The organism is Streptomyces sp. NPDC104761 (genome assembly GCF_055583445.1).
Genome location: NZ_JBVJNZ010000003.1, coordinates 95,025 through 113,287 on the forward strand (window position 1 = coordinate 95,025; position 18,263 = coordinate 113,287).

General features: G+C 71.5%; 13 protein-coding genes and 1 pseudogene. 6 read left to right on the forward strand and 8 right to left on the reverse strand.

What is annotated here, in order from left to right:
• Nucleotides 1–2: 2 nt before the first annotated feature.
• A complete protein-coding gene (locus ACZ63F_RS10215; protein ID WP_469710028.1) occupies nt 3–803 on the reverse strand; it encodes a site-2 protease family protein in 801 nt (266 codons plus the stop codon).
• Between the two features lie 295 nt (nt 804–1,098).
• Between ACZ63F_RS10215 and ACZ63F_RS10220 the strand changes: the two genes are divergently transcribed.
• The gene (locus ACZ63F_RS10220; protein WP_469710029.1) at nt 1,099–4,374 is read left to right on the forward strand and encodes an AfsR/SARP family transcriptional regulator; all 3,276 of its coding nucleotides are present in this window, start codon (nt 1,099–1,101) and stop codon (nt 4,372–4,374) included.
• Nucleotides 4,375–4,403: 29 nt separating this feature from the next.
• Here the strand turns inward: ACZ63F_RS10220 and ACZ63F_RS10225 are convergent, their stop codons facing one another.
• From ACZ63F_RS10225 to panB, 4 genes are all read right to left on the reverse strand, one after another.
• A complete protein-coding gene (locus ACZ63F_RS10225; protein WP_352353851.1) occupies nt 4,404–5,231 on the reverse strand; it encodes an ABC transporter permease in 828 nt (275 codons plus the stop codon).
• Nucleotides 5,228–6,235, reverse strand: coding sequence for an ATP-binding cassette domain-containing protein (locus tag ACZ63F_RS10230; protein WP_469710030.1), 1,008 nt, complete (start codon nt 6,233–6,235; stop codon nt 5,228–5,230). The genes ACZ63F_RS10225 and ACZ63F_RS10230 overlap by 4 nt, the downstream gene beginning before the upstream one ends.
• Before the next feature lie 97 nt (nt 6,236–6,332).
• Complete coding sequence (locus tag ACZ63F_RS10235; protein WP_469710031.1) at nt 6,333–7,562, reverse strand: MFS transporter; 1,230 nt, start codon at nt 7,560–7,562, stop codon at nt 6,333–6,335.
• Nucleotides 7,563–7,948: 386 nt separating this feature from the next.
• Nucleotides 7,949–8,824 (reverse strand): 3-methyl-2-oxobutanoate hydroxymethyltransferase, encoded by an 876-nt coding sequence (gene panB / locus ACZ63F_RS10240; RefSeq protein ID WP_351954627.1) that lies wholly within the window; start codon nt 8,822–8,824, stop codon nt 7,949–7,951.
• A gap of 213 nt (nt 8,825–9,037) precedes the next feature.
• On the opposite strand from panB, the gene ACZ63F_RS10245 reads away from it, so the two are divergent.
• The 5 genes and pseudogenes from ACZ63F_RS10245 to ACZ63F_RS10265 all read left to right on the forward strand — a co-directional run.
• On the forward strand, nt 9,038–10,636 hold the full coding sequence (locus ACZ63F_RS10245; RefSeq protein WP_469710032.1) for an MFS transporter: 1,599 nt from the start codon (nt 9,038–9,040) through the stop codon (nt 10,634–10,636).
• 214 nt (nt 10,637–10,850) lie between these two features.
• Nucleotides 10,851–11,474 (forward strand): TetR/AcrR family transcriptional regulator, encoded by a 624-nt coding sequence (locus tag ACZ63F_RS10250; RefSeq protein WP_351954625.1) that lies wholly within the window; start codon nt 10,851–10,853, stop codon nt 11,472–11,474.
• A gap of 179 nt (nt 11,475–11,653) precedes the next feature.
• The gene (locus ACZ63F_RS10255) at nt 11,654–12,706 is read left to right on the forward strand and encodes an endonuclease/exonuclease/phosphatase family protein (RefSeq protein ID WP_469710033.1); all 1,053 of its coding nucleotides are present in this window, start codon (nt 11,654–11,656) and stop codon (nt 12,704–12,706) included.
• Nucleotides 12,707–12,855: 149 nt separating this feature from the next.
• Nucleotides 12,856–14,079 (forward strand): MFS transporter, encoded by a 1,224-nt coding sequence (locus ACZ63F_RS10260; RefSeq protein ID WP_469710034.1) that lies wholly within the window; start codon nt 12,856–12,858, stop codon nt 14,077–14,079.
• A gap of 113 nt (nt 14,080–14,192) precedes the next feature.
• Nucleotides 14,193–14,342, forward strand: a pseudogene (locus tag ACZ63F_RS10265) (DUF397 domain-containing protein); the annotation flags it as partial.
• A 51-nt stretch (nt 14,343–14,393) separates the two neighbouring features.
• Here the strand turns inward: ACZ63F_RS10265 and ACZ63F_RS10270 are convergent.
• The 3 genes from ACZ63F_RS10270 to ACZ63F_RS10280 form a co-directional block, all read right to left on the reverse strand.
• A complete protein-coding gene (locus tag ACZ63F_RS10270; RefSeq protein WP_469710035.1) occupies nt 14,394–16,358 on the reverse strand; it encodes a S53 family peptidase in 1,965 nt (654 codons plus the stop codon).
• A 285-nt stretch (nt 16,359–16,643) separates the two neighbouring features.
• Nucleotides 16,644–17,282, reverse strand: a complete 639-nt coding sequence (locus ACZ63F_RS10275; RefSeq protein WP_469710036.1) for a DUF305 domain-containing protein — start codon at nt 17,280–17,282, stop codon at nt 16,644–16,646.
• A 1-nt stretch (nt 17,283) separates the two neighbouring features.
• Nucleotides 17,284–17,955 carry a DUF3105 domain-containing protein gene (locus ACZ63F_RS10280; RefSeq protein ID WP_469710037.1) on the reverse strand — a complete coding sequence of 224 codons (672 nt, stop codon included), beginning with the start codon at nt 17,953–17,955 and terminating at the stop codon, nt 17,284–17,286.
• Nucleotides 17,956–18,263 lie beyond the last annotated feature (308 nt).

Genomic DNA, 18,263 nt, shown 5'->3' on the forward strand with positions numbered 1-18,263 from the left:
CGCTACTGGCTGACCGAGCAGAACCCGTCCGTGCCCTGCCAGAACCGGTAGAGCTGCTGTCCGCAGTACTGGTCCAGGTCCCCGACGCCCAGGTGGCGCAGCAGCGCGTCGATCACGTCGAAGAACGCGCTGTTGATCGACGGCACCCACAGCAGCGCGAACACGAAGAGCAGGCCGAACGGGGCGAACGGCTCCACCTGGCGCTTGATGCTGTACGACAGCCAGGGCTCGATCACGCCGTAACCGTCCAGGCCCGGCACCGGCAGGAAGTTCAGGATCGCGGCCGTCACCTGGAGCAGGGCGAGGAAGGCGAGCGCGAAACGGAAGTCGCGCGGGACGCCGTCGAGGGCGTCCAGCCAGAAGGGGGCGGTGCAGACGGCGGCGAACAGCACGTTGGTCAGCGGGCCGGCGGCGGAGATGAGGCTGTGCCGCCAGCGGCCCCGGATCCGGCTGCGCTCGATGAACACCGCACCGCCCGGCAGACCGATCCCGCCCATGATCACGAACAGCACCGGAAGCACGATGCTCAGCAGCGCGTGCGTGTACTTCAGGGGGTTCAGGGTGAGGTAGCCCTTCGCGCCCACCGTGATGTCGCCGCCGTGCAGGGCGGTGCGCGCGTGCGCGTACTCGTGCAGGCAGAGCGAGACGATCCAGGCCGCCGTCACGAACAGGAACACGGCGACCCCGGGCTGTTCCGCGAACCCGGACCAGGTGGCCCACCCGGTGACCGCGGTGACGGCGAGGATCCCGACGAACACGGGACTGATCCGCCGGTCACTGGGGCGGGTGGTGGTGGCGGTCATGGCGCGGGACTCCCGGGGCGCGTCGGTGGAGGTGGCGTGCGGGGTAGACCGTACAGGTGACAGGTGAAGAACGTCCTGCGGGCGGCCCGAGGTTCCTCCCGGGTGAGAGCGAGATCAACGAGGCGTCGCTGCCCTTCGGCGTCGCTGCCCTTCGTCGTCGAAGTCGTCTCCCCGCAGTCCGGCCCCTTCGGCAAGGAGATCGCCGTCCCGTGGCCGACCGGACCCTCACCCTCGACTCCTCGCAGTCCATGCGCATCCGAAACCCACAGGCGGCGTCCGGGCGTCCCCAGGGACAATGGACCCCGTGCGCTACGCGATCCTCGGCACCACCCAGGCACTCCGCCCCGACGGCACGGCCGTCCCCGTGGGCGGGGCACGGCTGCGTGCCCTGCTGACCGTGCTGGCGCTGCGGCCAGGCCGCGCGGTGCCCGCCGGGCTGCTCGTCGACGAGGTGTGGGGCGACGAACCGCCGGCCGACGCCGGCGGCGCGCTCCAGGCGCTGGTCGGCCGGCTGCGCAGGGCGCTCGGCGCGGCCGCGGTCGACTCCACCGACGGCGGCTACCGGCTCGCCGCCGCCCCCGACGACGTCGACCTGCACCGCTTCGAGCGGCTCACCGGCGAAGGCCTGCGCGCCCTCGCCGACGGCGACCCCGCCAAGGCGGCCACCGTCCTCGACGACGCCCTCGCCCTGTGGCACGGCCCGGCCCTGGCCGACCTGCCCGACCGCACCGCCGAGGCGGCCCGCGTCGAGGTCCGCCGCCTGGACGCACTACGTGCCCGCCACACCGCCGCCCTCGCCCTCGGCCAGGCCGAGCAGTCCCTGCCCGAGCTGACCGCCCTGTGCGACGCCCACCCGCTGGACGAACCCCTCCAGGCGCTGCGCCTGCGCGCCCTGCACGGCACCGGCCGCACCGCCGAGGCGCTGGCCGCCTACGACGACGTACGCCACCTCCTCGCCGACCGCCTCGGCTCCGACCCGGGACCCGAGCTGCGGGCCCTGCACGTCGAGCTCCTCGACCCGGCACCCGCGCCAAACGCACCGGCCCGGCCCGGCAACCTGCGCGCCCGGCTCACCTCCTTCGTCGGACGCGAGGCCGACATCGAGGCCATCCAGGGCGACCTCGCCACCGCCCGCCTCGTCACCCTGCTCGGACCCGGCGGGGCCGGCAAGACCCGGCTCTCGCAGGAGGCCGCCGAGACCGTCGGGCACGCCGCCCGGGACGGCGTCTGGCTGGCCGAGCTGGCCCCCGTCGACGACCCGGCCGGCGTCCCCGAGGCCGTGCTCAGCGCGCTCGGCGCCCGCCAGGCCGTGCTGTACGGCGGCGGCGCCGAGGCCATGCGGGCCGCCGCCGACCGGCACGACGACCCGGTCGAGCGGCTCGTCGAACACTGCGGCCGGCGCCGGATGGTGCTCGTCCTCGACAACTGCGAACACGTCGTCGACGCGGCGGCCGACCTGGCGGCCCGGCTCCTGGAGCGCTGCCCGGACCTGACGATCCTGGCCACCAGCCGCGAACCCCTCGGCGTACCCGGGGAGCTGCTGCGCCCGGTGGAGCCGCTGCCCGCGCCGGTGGCGCTGCGGCTGCTCGCCGAGCGCGGCGCCGCGGCCCGCCCCGGCTTCACGGTCGACGCCGACGACGAGACCGCGGCGGCCTGCGCCGAGATCTGCCGCCGCCTGGACGGGCTGCCCCTCGCCATCGAACTGGCCGCGGCCCGGCTGCGGATGCTCACCCCGCGGCAGATCGCCGACCGGCTGGACGACCGCTTCCTGCTCCTCACCTCCGGCAGCCGCACGGTGCTGCCCCGCCAGCAGACCCTGCGCGCGGTCGTCGACTGGTCCTGGGACCTGCTGGACGCCGGCGAACGCGCCGTCCTCGGCCGCCTCTCCCTCTTCGCGGGCGGCTGCGACCTGGCCGCCGCCGAGGCCGTCTGCGGCCCCGGCGCCCTCGACGCGCTCGGCTCCCTGGTCGACAAGTCCCTGGTGGTGGCCGCCCCTTCGGGCGAGGCCGCGGACGGCGGGATGCGCTACCGGCTCCTGGAGACCGTCTCCGAGTACGCCGGCGAGCGCCTCGACGAGAGCGGCGAGCGGGCCGCCGCCGAGCGCGCCCACCTCACCTACTACCGCGAACTCGCCCGCACCAACGAGCCGTTGCTGCGCGGCCCCGGCCAGCGCGCCGCCATCGCCCGGTTCCAGCTGGAGTACGAGAACCTGCGCACCGCGCTGCGGCACGCCATCGCCCTGCGGGACGAGCACGAGGCGCTGTGCCTGCTGCACTCGCTGTTCTGGTACTGGCAGTTGCACGACCAGCGGATCGAGACCCGCACCTGGTGCGCCGACGTCATCGCCCTCGGCCCCGACCCGTTCGCCGCGCCGCTGCGCCCGGCCGAGCCGGTGTGGCAGCGCTGCACCGACACCCCGCCGCCGTACACCGGAGAGCTCCTCGCCGAGGCCCGGCGCGGCCTGCACCTGGCGCATCTGGCCTGCATGGACACCGAGCTGGACGTCTGGCAGACGCCCGAGGCGCAGGCGAAGCTGCGCGCGGTCACCGAGGTGTACGAACCCGGCATGCCGCAGACCTGCCGGGCGCCGGGCATGTTCTGGTTCTTCGCCGTGATGCTGACCGGCGGCATGGCCCGGCTGCGCGAGATCCTCGACGCCGCCGTCCGCACCTGCCGCGAGACGCCCGGCTACGAGTGGGAGCTGGCCGGGAGTCTCGCCATGCGCGCCAACCTGCTGGCCAACCGGGCCGCCTGGGCGGGGGACGCCACCCGGGACGCCGACGAGGCACTGGAGATCTTCCGGCGCCTCGGGGACGACTGGGGCACCGCCGAGGCCTTCTCCGGGCGCGCCGAGGCCCGGGAGCGACGCGGCGACTACCGGGCGGCGGCCGCCGACTACGAGGCCGCCATCGAACGGGTCGGCCGGCTCGGCGCCCGCGCCCAGTCCGCCGTGCTCAACGCCCGTCTGGGCAGTGTGCTGATCGAGTCGGGCGACACCGAGCGCGGGGAGCGGCTGCTGCGCCAGGTCATCGCCGACAACGAGGCCGTGCACAACGAGTCGATGCCCGCCGCCCGGCTCTTCCTCACCACCTGGCTCCTGCTGAGCGGCCGCGTCCCCGAGGCCCGCGAGCAGGTCCGGCTGCTGCGCAGCGAGTTCAAGATCTCCCACTTCGTCGTCTTCGACGCCCTGATCCTCACCCAGGAGGCCTGGGTGGACGCCCTCGACGGCCTGCACGCGGAGTCCCTGGACAGGGCGCGCGACGCGCTGCGGCTCGCCGCCGACCCGCTGAGCGAGGCCATCACCCCGCATCTGCCGTCCGTCTGCCTGACCGTCGCCGCGATCTCAGTGGCCGGGCTCGACGGAGGCGGGCGCGCCCTGGACGCGGCCCGCTGCCTGGGCGCCGCCGACGCCCTGCTGCCGCCCGGCCACGTCCAGGTCGGCCTGGAGCGCACGGCGCGTGACCGGTCGGAGGCCACGGTCCGGGCCGCCCTCGCCGACGACGCGGCCTACGAGTCCGCGTACGCCGAGGGCGGTGGCCTCTCCCGCGCGGAGGCCACCGCCCTGCTCTGACGCCGACTGGGTGAACTTCCCGGCGAGCGTCAGCTCTTCGTCCGGAACCGGTAGATCGCGTACGGTGCCGCCACCGCCGTGATCCCCACCGACCAGGCCAGCGTGACCCACAGGTCGTGGGCGACCGGGCCGCCGACCATCAGTCCGCGCGCCGCGTCGGCGAGCGTGGACAGCGGGTTGTAGTCGGTGAAGGCCTGCAGCCAGCCCGGCATCGACTTCGTCGGCGCGAAGATCGACGAGCCGAACTGCAGCGGGAACAGCACCAGGAACCCCATGGCCTGCACGGACTGGGCGTTCTTCAGGATCACGCCCAGGGTGAGGAACACCCACATGATCGAGGAGGCGAACACGGCGGACAGGCCCACGGCGGCGAACAGCCCGGCCCAGTGATGGATGTGGAACCCGACGAGCACGGCGACGATCATCAGCACGGCGGTGGCGAACAGCATCCGCGCCAGTTCCACCGAGATCTTCGCGAACAGCACCGAGCCGCGCCCGATCGGCAGCGACCGGAACCGGTCCATCACACCGGAGTTGAAGTCCTGGCTGAACCCGGTGCCGACGCCCTGCGAGAGCGTCATGCTCATCATCGCGATCATGCCCGGGATGACGTACTGGACGTAGCCGTCCTGGCCGCCGCCGAGCGCCTGCCCGATCGAGCCGCCGAAGACGTACACGAACAGCAGCGTGAAGACGACCGGCATCAGCAGGGCGTCGAACATCGACTCGGGGTCCTGGCGGATCCACAGCAGGTTGCGGCGGATCAGGGCCCCGGTGTGCCGGAGGTGCCCGCGCAGCGGGATCCGGACGTCGGTGGCGGTGGCGGTGGCGGTGGCGGTGGCGGTCGTGGCGCTCATACGGCGACCTCCTGACGGTCGTCGGCGGGCTCGGCGTCCTGCGGGGCACTGGCGCGGTGGCCGGTGAGGGACAGGAACACCTCGTCCAGGCTGGGCAGTTCGGTGACGATGGAGCTGATGGTGATGCCGCGGGCGGTGACGGCGCCGACCACGGCGGTCAGCTGCTCGTCGCTGAGGATCGGCACCAGCAGCGTGCCGCTGTCCGCGTCCACGGTGGTACCGGCGAGCCCGGTGATCCCCAGCTCGTCGATCATGGCGGCGAGCGGCCGGACCTGCAGCGGGTCCACGGGCCGCACCCGCAGCGTCCGCCCGCCGACCTTCGCCTTCAGCTCCTCCACCCTGCCGTTCGCGATGACCTTCCCGCGGTCCACGACGGTCAGCTCGGAGGCGAGCTGCTCGGCCTCCTCCATGTACTGGGTGGTCAGCAGCACGGTCACCCCCTCGCCGACCATGGCCTTGACCTCGTCCCACACCTCGTTGCGGGTGCGCGGGTCGAGACCGGTGGTGGGCTCGTCGAGGAACAGCACCTGGGGGTGCCCGATCATCGAGGCGGCGAGGTCGAGCCGGCGGCGCATGCCACCGGAGTACGTGCCCGCCGGCCGCTTCGCGGCATCCGTCAGCGAGAACCGCTCCAGCAGCTCGTCGGCCCGGGCTCGCGCGTCCTTCCGCGACAGGTCGAGCAGCCGCCCGATCATGTACAGGTTCTCCCAGCCCGGCAGCTTCTCGTCCACGGAGGCGTACTGTCCGGTCAGCCCGATCACCCGGCGCAGCTGGCGGGGCTGGCGCAGCACGTCGTACCCGGCGACGGTCGCCTCTCCCGCGTCGGGCCGCAACAGTGAGGACAGGATCCGCACCAGGGTGGTCTTGCCGGCCCCGTTCGGCCCGAGCACCCCCATCACGGTGCCCTGGCGGACGTCCAGATCAACTCCGTCGAGTGCCTTGGTGTCGCCGTAGTGCTTCACCAGCCCCCGTACGGACACGGCGTTGTTGTCGATTCGCGTCATGGAAAGTACGGTGCCAGCCCCCACCGACAAACCACCGACAGTCCGCCGACACCCCCCGGCAGCCCGCCGACAGCCCACCGATACCGGCGTCGACAGCTCACCGAGGCTCTTCCCCCTGCGTGCGCAGCAGGTGCAGGCCGGCGAGGCCCTGGAGGGTCAGTGCGGCGGCGGCAACGGCGGTGACCGCGAAGCCACCGGACGGCCCGAACGCGTCGACTGCCCGGCCGGAGAGCGTCGCCCCGGCGGCCGAGCCCGCCGCGCTCGCGGCGCCGAGCCAGGAGAACGCCCTGGTCAGAACGGCCTGGTGGACGAGCGACTGGGTCAGCACGGAGAAGAGCACCAGCAGGGGCGGGATGGCGGCACCGGTCAGTACGACGACCAGCCCGAGCCCGAGCGGCGAGCCGACCGTGAGCAGCAGCAGGGTGCCGAGCATCAGCACACCGGCCGCGGCCGGCAACTGCACCCGGGGCGCGGCACGCCACCGGCGTCGCCCGTACAGCCATCCGGACAGCAGCCCGCTGCAACCGGAGACGGCCAGGACCCGCGTCGCGGCACCCGGCGCACCGTGCGCCATGGTGAAGGCGGTCACCGACACCTGCATGGCCCCGAAGAACACGCCGACGGCGAGGCTGAGCCCCATCAGCAGGACGACCCCGCCGCGTGGCAACGACCGGTCCGCGCGGGTGGCCACCGGGCCGCCGCCGGCCGTCGGGCCGGCGCTCGAGGGCGGGGGCGCGCTGCCGTGCTGCGCCGCGAGGACCAGCCCCCCGGCCACCGACAGGGCGGTGGCCAGCACGGTGCCGGCCACGGGATGTCCGGCCGCGGCGAGAGAGCTGACCAGCGCCGGGCCCAGCAGGTAGCCGGCCTCGTTGCTGACGGACTCCAGGGCGAAGGCGCTGGGCAGTTCCGCCGCCCGGCCGGAGCGCAGCAGCGCCGCCCAGCGCGCCGCGGACATCGTGCCGAGCTGGGGAAGGCCGGCGCCGGCCAGCGCACCGCCCAGGGCCAGCAGGGCGGCGGGGGCGCCGACGGCGACCAGTGACACCAGGAGGGCGACCGCGAGGGCGTGAGCGAGCAGGACGGGCGGCAGCACACGGGTCTGCCCGAACCGGTCCACGAGCCGGGCCACCCGGGGCGCCCCGAGCGCCTCGGCCACCGCGAAGCAGCCGCCGACCAGGCCGGCCGAGGTGAAGGTGCCGGTGCGGGAGTGGACCAGCCAGATGACGCTGAGGCCGGTCATCGCGACGCCGACGCGTCCGAACGACGCCGCGAGGAAGAAAGCCGCGGCACCCGGGGTGCGCAGCAGGGCACGGTAGTTCGCCGCGGGCACGGCGAGTCCTGTTCGCTGCCCGGCGGGACGGTCCACCTGGGTCGTCGGTGCCCGGATGTACCGACCCGTGGTCTCCGTCTGGAACCGTCCAGTGCTGGCGCGGGGAGGGGACACGCGCCCCGCGCCGACTCCGTCACCGGGCAGAAGTCTTGACGTGTTGTGGGCGGCCATTCTCTCCAGCGCGTCCGGTGAAGTCCACCGCGTCCGGAGAAGTCCACCAGGACACGGGACAGCCCGCCGACGGGGGAAGATCGGCGGGCTGTCCTTGGTGTTTCCGCAGTGGCTCTGTGCCGCGCCCCGTAGGGGGCGCTGGGGGGAACTGCGCGACCGGCCAGGACGGTGCCGTGGACGACGGACGGCGCATCACGGCTGATCCGGCGGGGCGGTCAGTGGACGGAGTGCTCCTCCAGCGGGAACGTGCCGCCGACGACGTCCTCGGCGTAGGCCCGGGCCGCGTTGCCCATGACCTCGCGCAGGTTCGCGTACTTCTTGACGAACTTCGGGACCCGGCCCGAGGTCAGGCCGAGCATGTCCGTCCAGACCAGGACCTGGGCGTCGGTCTCGGGACCGGCGCCGATGCCGACGGTCGGGATGTGCAGCACCCGGGTCACCTCGGCGGCGAGCTCCGCCGGGACCAGTTCGAGTACGACCGCGAACGCGCCCGCGTCCTGGACCGACTTGGCGTCGCGCAGCAGCTGCTGGGCGGCCTCCTCGCCGCGGCCCTGCACGCGGTAGCCCATGGCGTTGACGGACTGCGGGGTCAGGCCGATGTGCGCCATCACCGGGATGCCGGACTCGACGAGCAGCCGGATCTGTTCGTGCGACCGCTCGCCGCCCTCCAGCTTGACCGCGCCGACGCCGGCCTCCTTCACCAGCCGGGTCGCCGAGCGCAGCGCCTGCACCGGGCCCTCCTGGTAGGAGCCGAAGGGGAGGTCGCCGACGATCAGCGCACGCTGGGTGCCGCGGACGACGGCCGCCGACAGCATCGTCATCTCGTCGAGGGTCACCGGGACCGTCGACTCGTACCCCAGGTGACAGTTGCCGGCCGAGTCACCGACCAGCAGCACCGGGATGCCGGACTCGTCGAAGACGGAGGCGGTCATCGCGTCGTACGCGGTGAGCATGGGCCACTTCTCGCCGCGTTCCTTGGCGAGGGCGATGTCGCGAACCGTGATGCGGCGGGTGCCCTTCCCCCCGTACAGCGCCTTGCTGCCGTCGGAGGGGCTGTTCTGCACAGTCTGGGCAGCCGAAAGCTGCGTCATGACAACGGCTCCTTCAAGTCATCTCGAGGCACCCTGACGGCGTCCCCGGATCCCTCTCATGGTGGCACTTCGTGCCGCCGTCGGCCAGAGGGCCCCCGTGTGATCCATCGGTCACCGACCGCCCCGCTCCGCCCTGTCGCGTTCCATAAAGCCCGGGTAAAGGAATTCAGATACGAGACGGTGCCGTATTGAAATGGTCATAGGCTCGTCCGCATGACAACTCCTGCCGACCACGCTCCACCCGGCTCGCGCATACCCGAGGCGGTGCACCGGCGCCGCTGGGCCATCCTCGGCGTGCTCATGCTGAGCCTGCTGATCGTGGTGCTCGACAACTCGATCCTGAACGTCGCCGTCAAGACCATCTCCACTCCGGCCCCGGTCGGCCTCGGCGCCACCCAGAGCCAGCTGGAGTGGGCGATCAACGCCTACACCCTCGTCTTCGCCGGCCTGCTCTTCACCGCCGGCCTCGTCGGCGACCGCCTCGGCCGCAAGAAGGTGCTCATCGGCGGCCTCGTGGTCTTCGGTGTCGGCTCGGCCCTCGCCGCCGAGTCAGGCTCCGCCGACCAGCTGATCGCCTTCCGCGCCCTGATGGCCCTCGGCGCGGCCTTCGTGATGCCCGCCACCCTCGCCGTCCTGATGAACGTCTTCGAGCGCCAGGAGCAGCCGAAGGCGATCGGCATCTGGGCCGGCGGCGTCGGCCTCGCCATCGCCATCGGCCCGATCACCGGCGGTGTGCTGCTCGACCACTTCTGGTGGGGCTCGGTCTTCCTGATCAACGTACCGATCGTGATCATCGCGCTCGCCCTGATGTTCTGGCTGGTCCCCGACTCCCGCGACCCGCGCCCCGGCCGCCTCGACCCCGTCGGCGTGGTCCTGTCCGTCGTGGGCCTCGTCCTCCTCGTCTACGGCATCATCAAGGGCGGCGAACTCGCCGACTTCACCGACACCAAGGTGCTGGTCACCATCTTCGCGGGCGTCGCGGTCCTGGCCGGCTTCGTGATCTTCGAGAAGCGCAGCGACCACCCGTCCCTGGACGTCACCTACTTCAAGAACAAGGTCTTCTCGGCCGCCATGGCCGCCATCGCGCTGGTCTTCTTCGCGCTGATGGGCGTCACCTTCTTCTCCGTTTTCTACACCCAGAGCGTGCGCGGCTACTCGCCGCTGCAGTCCGGTCTGCTGCTGCTCCCGCTGGCCGCCGCGCAGATGATCTTCGCGCCGCGGGCCCGGCTGGTGGTGGAGCGGTTCGGCAACAAGGCCACCACCGCGGGCGGCCTGGTGCTGATCGCCGCCACCCTCGCCGCCTTCGCGACCTTCGAGGCGGACACCCCGATCTGGATCCTGGAGGTCGTCTTCTTCCTGATGGGCACCGGGATGGCGCACATCATGACGCCGACGTCGGTCGTCATCATGCAGGCCCTGCCCCGCGAGAAGGCCGGTTCCGCCTCCGCGCTCAGCAACACCTTCCGCCAGGTCGGCGGCGCCCTCGGCATCGCCGTGCTGGGCTCGGTGCTGTCCACGTCGTACCGCAACGGCATCGAGGGCAAGCTCGGCGCGCTGCCGCCCGGGCTGCGCGAGACGGCCGGCGAGTCCATCGAGGCCACCCTCGGCGTCGCCGCGAAGCTCGGCGCACAGGGCAAGGCCCTGGTCACCCCCGCCAACGACGCCTTCCTGCACGCCATGCACACCACCGCCCTGTGCGGCGCGGGCGTCGCGCTGATCGGCGCCGTGGTCGTGACCCTCTTCCTGCCGGGCAAGCCGCCGGCCGGTCAGCAGGGCGACCGGGAGCAGGAACTGGTCGTGGCGGCGGAGTGACCATGCACTACTGAACGACTGGATGATCGAACGGACGGCTGCTGAACTGCTGAACCGATGAACGGCTGAACGGACCGGCCGGCACCGGCAGGAACCACGGGGAGACCGGGGGACACCCCGGAGCCACGGGGAGAACCTCGTGGCGACCACGGGGGGAGGCTTCGGCTGCGGGAGAATTCCCGCAGCCACTGCACCGAGAGGACGGTACGACGACGTGACGCTTGCCGACAGCGGACCGCGGTCCATCACTCCGGCCCGCGGCCGCCCCCGCAGCGAGGCGGTGGAGTTCGCCATCCTGGAAGGCGTGATGAAGCTCCTGGAGGACGGCGTGCCGCTCGCCGAGCTCTCCATCGAGAGAATCGCCCGGACCGCCGGCGTCGGCAAGGCCACCATCTACCGCCGCTGGAACGGCAAGGAGGAGCTCTTCGTCGACGTCATGCGCGCCGCCGAGCCCCCCGACCCCGAACTCCCCGGCACCTCCATGCGCGACGACCTCGTGGTGCTCCTCGAATCGCTGCGGCAGCGCGGCCTGATGAACCGTTCGTCGGCCATCCTGCACAACGTGTACGCCCAGATGAAGAGCAGCCCCCGCATCTGGAACGCCTACCACACCAACGTCGTCAACCCCCGGCGTGAACTCGGCAAGGAAGTGCTGCGCAGGGGCCAGCGCAACGGCGAACTCCGTGCCGACATCGACGTCGACCTGGCCAACGACATGTTCACGGGACCGATGCTGCTCAGGGCCATCCTGCGGCCGGACGCGGAACTCCCCGAGGGCCTGGCCGAACAGATCGTCGACGAGGTGCTGGCGGGCCTGGGTCCCGTCCCGTCGCCGTAGCAGTGTTCGCGTTTCGTCACAGACCCCGCCGACCCGCCGGTAACCGGAACCCCTCTCCTCGGCTTGTTCGTCATCCTCTTGCGTACGGCCGTCATGTGACGGCGGGAGAGGACCCGATCATCCCCTAGGGTCGTAACCGGGGGACGACGGTGTGCACGGCGGGTTGTGAGGCAGGCGGTATGGCTCAGCAGGCGTACATGACGGAGACGGACAACGGCGGCTCGGGACCCGAGCGGCGGGGAGACCGGTTCCGACGCCTGGTGGAACGGCTGCTGCAGGGCTGGCGAAACGATCCGCGCATCTGGCGCCGGGGCATCGTCACCGCCGTGGTGGCGCTGCTCCTCGCCGGAGTGATGCTGCTGCACTCCCGCATCCCCAACGCCGTCGGCAACCTCGGCAGTCTCACCGAGACCTTCCTGCCCTGGCTGGGCCTGCTGATCCCGGTCCTGCTCCTGGTCGGCATCCTGCGCAAGTCGGCGACCGCGCTGATCGCCGTCCTCCTCCCGGTGATCGTCTGGCTGAACATGTTCGGCGGGCTGCTCACCGACAAGCAGGGCACCGGCGGCGACTTGATGGTGGCCACGCACAACGTCAACGCCGACAACCCCGACCCGACCGGCACGGCCACCCGGCTCGCCTCCTCGGGCGCCGGCGTGCTCGCCCTGGAGGAGCTGACGACGACGGCCGTACCGACGTACGAGAAAGCGCTGGCGTCGACCTACAAGTACCACGCGGTCGAGGGCACCGTCGGCCTGTGGAGCAAGTACCGGCTCACCGGGGTGAAGGCCGTCGACATCAAGCTCGGCTGGACGCGCGCGATGCGTGCCACGGTCGCCACCCCGGACGGCCCCCTCGCCGTCTACGTCGCCCATCTCCCGTCCGTGCGGGTCAAGATGAACGCCGGCTTCACCGCCCGGCAGCGTGACACGAGCGCGGACGCACTGGGCGAGGCCATCGCCGACGAGACGCTGCCGCGGGTGATCCTCCTCGGCGACCTCAACGGCACGATGAACGACCGCTCCCTCAACGGCGTCACCTCGCAGATGCGCTCCACGCAGGGCGCGGCGGGCAGCGGCTTCGGGTTCAGCTGGCCGGCCGCGTTCCCGATGGCCCGCATCGACCAGATCATGGTCAAGGGCGTGGAGCCGGAGAGCTCGTGGACCCTCGGCCGGACCGGCAGCGACCACCTCCCAATCGCGGCACGTGTGAACCTGACCACATCGGGATCGTAAAAGGACCTGGTCAGCGACTTGCCGATGCCTTTGTTAGGACAATCGGACACCGCGCCGTAACCTCGTGGAATACTGGGGCTGGGAGACTTTGTTCCGTAGCTGAACTTAGAACGCACGGAACCCTGCTCCCCGAAAGGCAACAGTCCCTCATGCCTCTGGCCCTGCTCGCCCTGGCCGTCGGCGCTTTTGGTCTCGGCACCACCGAGTTCGTGATGATGGGCCTGCTGCCCGACGTCGCCGACGACCTCCACATCTCGATCCCCACCGCGGGCCACCTGGTCTCGGCGTACGCCCTCGGCGTCGTCATCGGCGCCCCGCTCCTGGCCGCCCTCACCGCGCGCCTGCCCCGCCGCAGGGTCCTCATCTCCCTGATGGCCCTGTTCGTCGCGGGCAACGCGCTCTCGGCCCTGGCCCCCGGCTACGACTCCCTGCTCGCCGCCCGCTTCCTCAGCGGCCTCCCGCACGGCGCCTTCTTCGGCGTCGGCGCGGTCGTCGCCACCGGCCTGGTGGCACCGGAGCGCAAGGCCCGCTCGGTCTCACTGATGTTCATGGGCCTGACCGTCGCCAACATCGCGGGCGTCCCGGTGGCCACCCTCATGGGCCAGCACCTCGGCTGGCGGGCGACCTTCCTGGGCGTGAGCCTCATCGGCGTCGCGGCGATGGCCGCGGTGTTCTTCCTGATCCACCCAACGCACGCCCCGGCCCCCGCCTCCGGCCTGCGCGGCGAACTCACCGCCCTGCGCTCCCTCCCGGTCTGGCTGGCCCTCGCCACCACGGTCGTCGGCTTCGGCGCCCTGTTCTCCGCGTACAGCTACATCACCCCGATGCTGACGGACGCCGCCGGTTACGCCGACTCGGACGTCACCCTGCTCCTCGCCCTCTTCGGCGTCGGCGCCACCATCGGCAACCTCGTCGGCGGCCGCCTCGCCGACCACGCGATGCGCGGCACGCTCTTCGGCGGCCTGGCGTCGATGGTCGCGGTCCTGCTGCTCTTCCCGGTCCTGATGCGCACGGAGTGGAGCGCGGCCCTCGCCGTCGTCCTGCTCGGCATCGCGGCGTTCATCACCGGCTCACCGCTCCAGCTGATGGTCATGGAGCGCGCGGTCGCCGGCCCCTCCCTCGCCTCATCCGCCAACCAGGCGGCCTTCAACCTCGCCAACGCCGGCGGCGCCTGGATCGGCGGCGTGGCCCTGGCCGCGGGCTTCGGCGTCACGTCCCCGGCGCTGGCGGGCGCGGCCCTCGCCGTCCTCGGCCTGGGCGTGGCGAGCGTGGCGTACGCGGTGGACCGGCGCCGGGACGTTCCGACGCCGACCGGCCACGTACGGGTGGTCGCCTCGCACGTACCCGAGCCGACGGAGCCGGTCCACTCCTGACCGTCAGTGCCCCACTGACCGCCGGGGCACTGCCGCGTGCAGCGCGTCCGGCGGTCAACGGGCGGGGCCGGTGATCACGCAGCTACGGCAACGGCAACGGCAACGGCGACGGTGGGCGCTGCCTCGAAGTCGCCCGCAGCCTCCCCGGCCTGGCTCCGATCCGCGACTCGAAGTACCCCCACGGCCCCGTCCTCCTGCTCGCGTCGGCTGCCTGGGCCCCTTTCGCCGCCTCCCTCGTCCCGCCGCAACGCGAAGGGGCGTGAGGTCCGTCAGGACCCCACGCCCCTTCGTCGGCCGAGCCGCCGCGCAGCGGGTCAGTGCTTGCGGTGGGCCTTCGCCGGCTTGTACGACGTGACGTAGCCGTTGGCCGGGGTGCCGACGCCGGTGACGTCGTCGTAGCCCTTGACCGCGGACAGGGAGCTGTCCTTGCCGAGGCTGCGGACCGAGGTCAGCAGGCCGTTGGTGGCGTCGTAGCCGTTGGCGAAGTCGACGCGGGCGACCGCGAGGTCCTTGCCGGTCGGCTTGTCCGTGACGTCGTGGTAGACCTTCGTCCCGTACTTGGAGTAGATCAGCGGGTTGGCGAAACCGATCGCCTGGCCGCCGCGCGCCTCCTGGGCGAGGGCCTGGACCGCGGCGATGACCGGCGCGGCCAGCGACGTGCCGCCGATGCGGTACTCGCTGTACGCCTCGGTGCCGTCCGCCTGGGTCTGGGTCTGGCCGACCTTGAAGCCCGTGTTGGGGTCGGCGATCGCCGAGATGTCCGGGACGACGCGGTTGCCGGTGCTGCTGTTGGCCTTCGCGAGGGAGTCCGGGACGACGCCCTTCTGGTAGTACGGCTCGTTCACCGTCTTGCTGGTGCCGCCGCCCGCACCCGAGGTGAAGGCGCCGGGGAAGTTGGTCCAGCTCTTGCCGTCGGCCGACAGCGAGGCCTTCTCGGTGCCCCAGCCGGTCTCCCACAGGTACTTGTCGCCCTTGCCGACGGCGAGGGAGGTACCGCCGACCGCGGTCACCCAGGCGGAGTTGGCAGGGGTGTCGACCTGCTTCGTCTTGGTGTTGGCGACCTCGTCGCCGTTGTCACCGGAGGAGAAGTAGAAGCCGATGCCCTGCACCGCGCCCAGCTGGAAGACCTGGTCGTAGGCGGCCGCGATGTCCGGAGTCTCGTTGCCCTCGATGTCGCCCCAGGAGTTGGAGACGATGTCGGCGAGGTGGTTGTCGACGACCTTGCTGAGCGCGTCCAGCAGGTCGCTGTCCTGGCAGGACGCGGCGCCCACGTAGGTGACGTCGGCGTCCGGCGCGACCGCGTGCACGGCCTCGACGTCGAGGGTCTCCTCGCCGTACCAGCCGGAGGCGTCGCACTCGTCGGCGCCGGTGTTCGTGTAGTTCGCCGGCAGCGCCTGGTGCAGCTGGCTCGTCTTCCACGAGGCGTCGCCGTGCGCCTTGGCGTAGGTGCCGGCGTCGAAGGCGATGGTCGGCGAGGCGAACGCGTCGGTGATCGCGACGCGCACGTGCTTGCCGGTGTAGTCGCCGGCGCCGTAGGCGGCCCGCAGCTGCTTGCCGGTGTAGCCCTCGACGGCGTACGGGATCTTCGTGCCGTACGCGTCCGGCAGTGTGGTCGCGGTGTTCGAGCCGTAGTACGAGGAGAACGGCCCGGAGTTCTTGAACACGGTGGCCGGGGGCGGCAGCGTGTCGTCGTGGGTCGCCTTGTGCGGCGCGTTGTCCAGGCCGGTGACGGTCAGGACGGCGTCGCTGACGGAGGCCGGCACGGTCGCCGTGGCCGCCGGGGCGCGGTAGGTCTTGGAGCCCTTGGCGTAGTTGTGCAGCTGGGTGCCGAACGCCTTCTCGGCGGCGGACACGTCGCCGGAGACGGCGATGTAGTGCTGGGTGACCTCGGTGACCTTCAGGCCGGACGCGCTCAGCCAGGCCTTGACGGCCTTCACCTGGGCCTTGGTGGCGCCGTAGCGGGCCTGGACCTGCTTGGCGCTCAGGTACTTGCCGTACAGCGGCGAGCTGGGGTCGGACACCGCCTTCGCGTAGGCCGCGAGGCCCTTGGCGTCCTGGCCGGCCAGGTAGACCCTGGCATTGATCTGGGCGCTGTTCGAGGTGGCGCCCTTGTCCGCCTTGGCCGTGGCCCAGGTGGGCTTGGTGCCCTTCAGGCTGTCACGGGCCGGGCTGTCCGCGGCGTGCGCCGCGGGTATGCCGAGTGCGAGCGCGCCGGCGATCATCGGCAGTGTCGCTGCCATGCTCACGCTGGCCCGCACCTTGGCACGGTTGGATCTCATACTGCCCCCTGCTATGCGGTTCGACGCATGGAGTGGTCGGTCATCCGTGATCACCAGGAGGCCTGCGGCGGAACGGCCCGTGAATGGATCACACGGTCGACGTCACTCTTTCGGTGAACTGTTCATGCCAGGGGAATGAGAAACCCAAGGAAGTCCCAAGTGGGCGTTGGTTAGGGGCTTTTGGGCGTGTTTCGACGGCGCGCAGAACATTACAGATCGGTTGCGATTGTTGTTGAATGCTTGCGGTGCCGTTAAGTCGACAAATCGCCCACTCCGTAAGGGAGTTCAGTCGCGCGGCTTCGCGCCCCGCTCTGTCAGCATCTGCTTCATCGTCGTCAGCTCCGACTGCTGCGCGTCCACCATGCCCTGGGCGAGGCTCTTCTCCACCGCGACGGTGCACTTGGCCACGCACCCCTCGGCCATGTGGATGCCGCCCTTGTGGTGATCCGTCATCAGCTGGAGGTAGAAGATCTCCGCCTGTTTGCCGTTCAGGGTCCCCAGCTTCTTCAGCTCGGTGTCGGTCGCCATGCCCGGCATCAGCGAACCGTCCCCGCGCTCGGGCATGTCACCCATGCCCATCCAGGACATCGGCGGCTTCGCCGACACCTTCGGCAGGTCCCACAGGGTCAGCCAGCCCAGCAGCATGCCGCGCTGGTTGGCCTGCGTCTGCGCGATGTCGTAGGCGAGCCGCCGCACCTCGGTGTTCTTCGTGCGGTCGCGGATGATGTACGACATCTCCACGGCCTGCTGGTGGTGGACCGCCATGTCCCGCGCGAACCCGGCGTCCGCCCCGTCCGCGCTCGGGACCTTCAGACCGCTGCCGCCACCGCCGTCGCCATCCTCGGCGACCGCGTAGGTGATCGCGCCGGCCGCGACGAGGACCGCGGCCGTCGCCCCGGCGACCCAGCCGATGTGCTTTTTCACGTCACATCGTCCCGCCGGTGCAGGAGGCCCCCGGCTCCGGGGTCTGCTTGCCCTGCACGTACGTCTCGAAGAACTTGCCGACCTTCGGATCGTCCGCGCTCGTCACGCTCAGCTGGTGCCCCCACGCCGACAGCTCGATCGGCGAGGTCTGGTTCGCGTACGGGCTCATCAGCGAGTACGGGGTGGCCTTCACCTTCGCCGCCAGCTTGTCCACGTCCGACTTCTGCGCCTTGTCGGTGTACGTCACCCAGACCGCGCCGTGCTCCAGGGCGTGCACGGCGTTCTCGTCCTTGACCGGTTTGGTGTAGACGTCGCCGTTGCAGTTCAGCCACACCGGGTTGTGGTTGCCGCCGACCGGCGGGTGCATCGGGTACCTCACGGTCCCCGTGACGTGGGTGCGGGACAGCTTGCCCGTCCAGGTCCGCACGCCGTCACTGCCGGTGACGAAGTGCCCGGAGTCCCCGGAGCCGCCCTTCGCGTCGCCGGCGCTGTCGCTCCTGGCCGACTGCGAGTTGACGAGCACCACACCACCGACGACGAGACCGGCGACGACCACGACGCTCGCGCCGATCGTCAGGAACCGGTTGCGCCGCTCACGAGCCTGCTCGGCCCGCCGCATCTCCTCTATACGTGCCTTGCGGGCGGCGGTGGTGCTCTTCTTGGCGGTAGCCATGGGCCGTGTCCTTCTTGGGGAAAGCGACGTGGAGGGTGGGGCCTGCCGATCGTAATGGGGGAGACGGGGTCAGCCGTAGGCAGGGCACAGGAAAGTCCTGTAAAGACAGGGGTCCGACAGGAAACCGATCATTTGAATGACGGAGGGCGCCACCTCGTGCCCCCTCGACTCGGCGACCGGCCGGCAACCAAGCGCGGGCCATGGCTTGCCCTCCGTACGCCCCGCCATGTTCAAACGTTCAACAAAGGGATCTCTGCGGCCGACCAAAGGCTCTACCCGCATAGATGACTCCGGTGCTGTCATGCTCA

Coding starts and splice junctions, on each gene's coding strand:
- ACZ63F_RS10280 (WP_469710037.1), bottom strand. CDS start 17,955: ATGGCTACCGCCAAGAAGAGCACCACCGCCGCCCGCAAGGCACGTATA.
- ACZ63F_RS10255 (WP_469710033.1), top strand. CDS start 11,654: ATGGCTCAGCAGGCGTACATGACGGAGACGGACAACGGCGGCTCGGGA.
- ACZ63F_RS10225 (WP_352353851.1), bottom strand. CDS start 5,231: ATGAGCGCCACGACCGCCACCGCCACCGCCACCGCCACCGCCACCGAC.
- ACZ63F_RS10270 (WP_469710035.1), bottom strand. CDS start 16,358: ATGAGATCCAACCGTGCCAAGGTGCGGGCCAGCGTGAGCATGGCAGCG.
- ACZ63F_RS10215 (WP_469710028.1), bottom strand. CDS start 803: ATGACCGCCACCACCACCCGCCCCAGTGACCGGCGGATCAGTCCCGTG.
- ACZ63F_RS10245 (WP_469710032.1), top strand. CDS start 9,038: ATGACAACTCCTGCCGACCACGCTCCACCCGGCTCGCGCATACCCGAG.
- ACZ63F_RS10220 (WP_469710029.1), top strand. CDS start 1,099: ATGGACCCCGTGCGCTACGCGATCCTCGGCACCACCCAGGCACTCCGC.
- ACZ63F_RS10230 (WP_469710030.1), bottom strand. CDS start 6,235: ATGACGCGAATCGACAACAACGCCGTGTCCGTACGGGGGCTGGTGAAG.
- ACZ63F_RS10260 (WP_469710034.1), top strand. CDS start 12,856: ATGCCTCTGGCCCTGCTCGCCCTGGCCGTCGGCGCTTTTGGTCTCGGC.
- panB (WP_351954627.1), bottom strand. CDS start 8,824: ATGACGCAGCTTTCGGCTGCCCAGACTGTGCAGAACAGCCCCTCCGAC.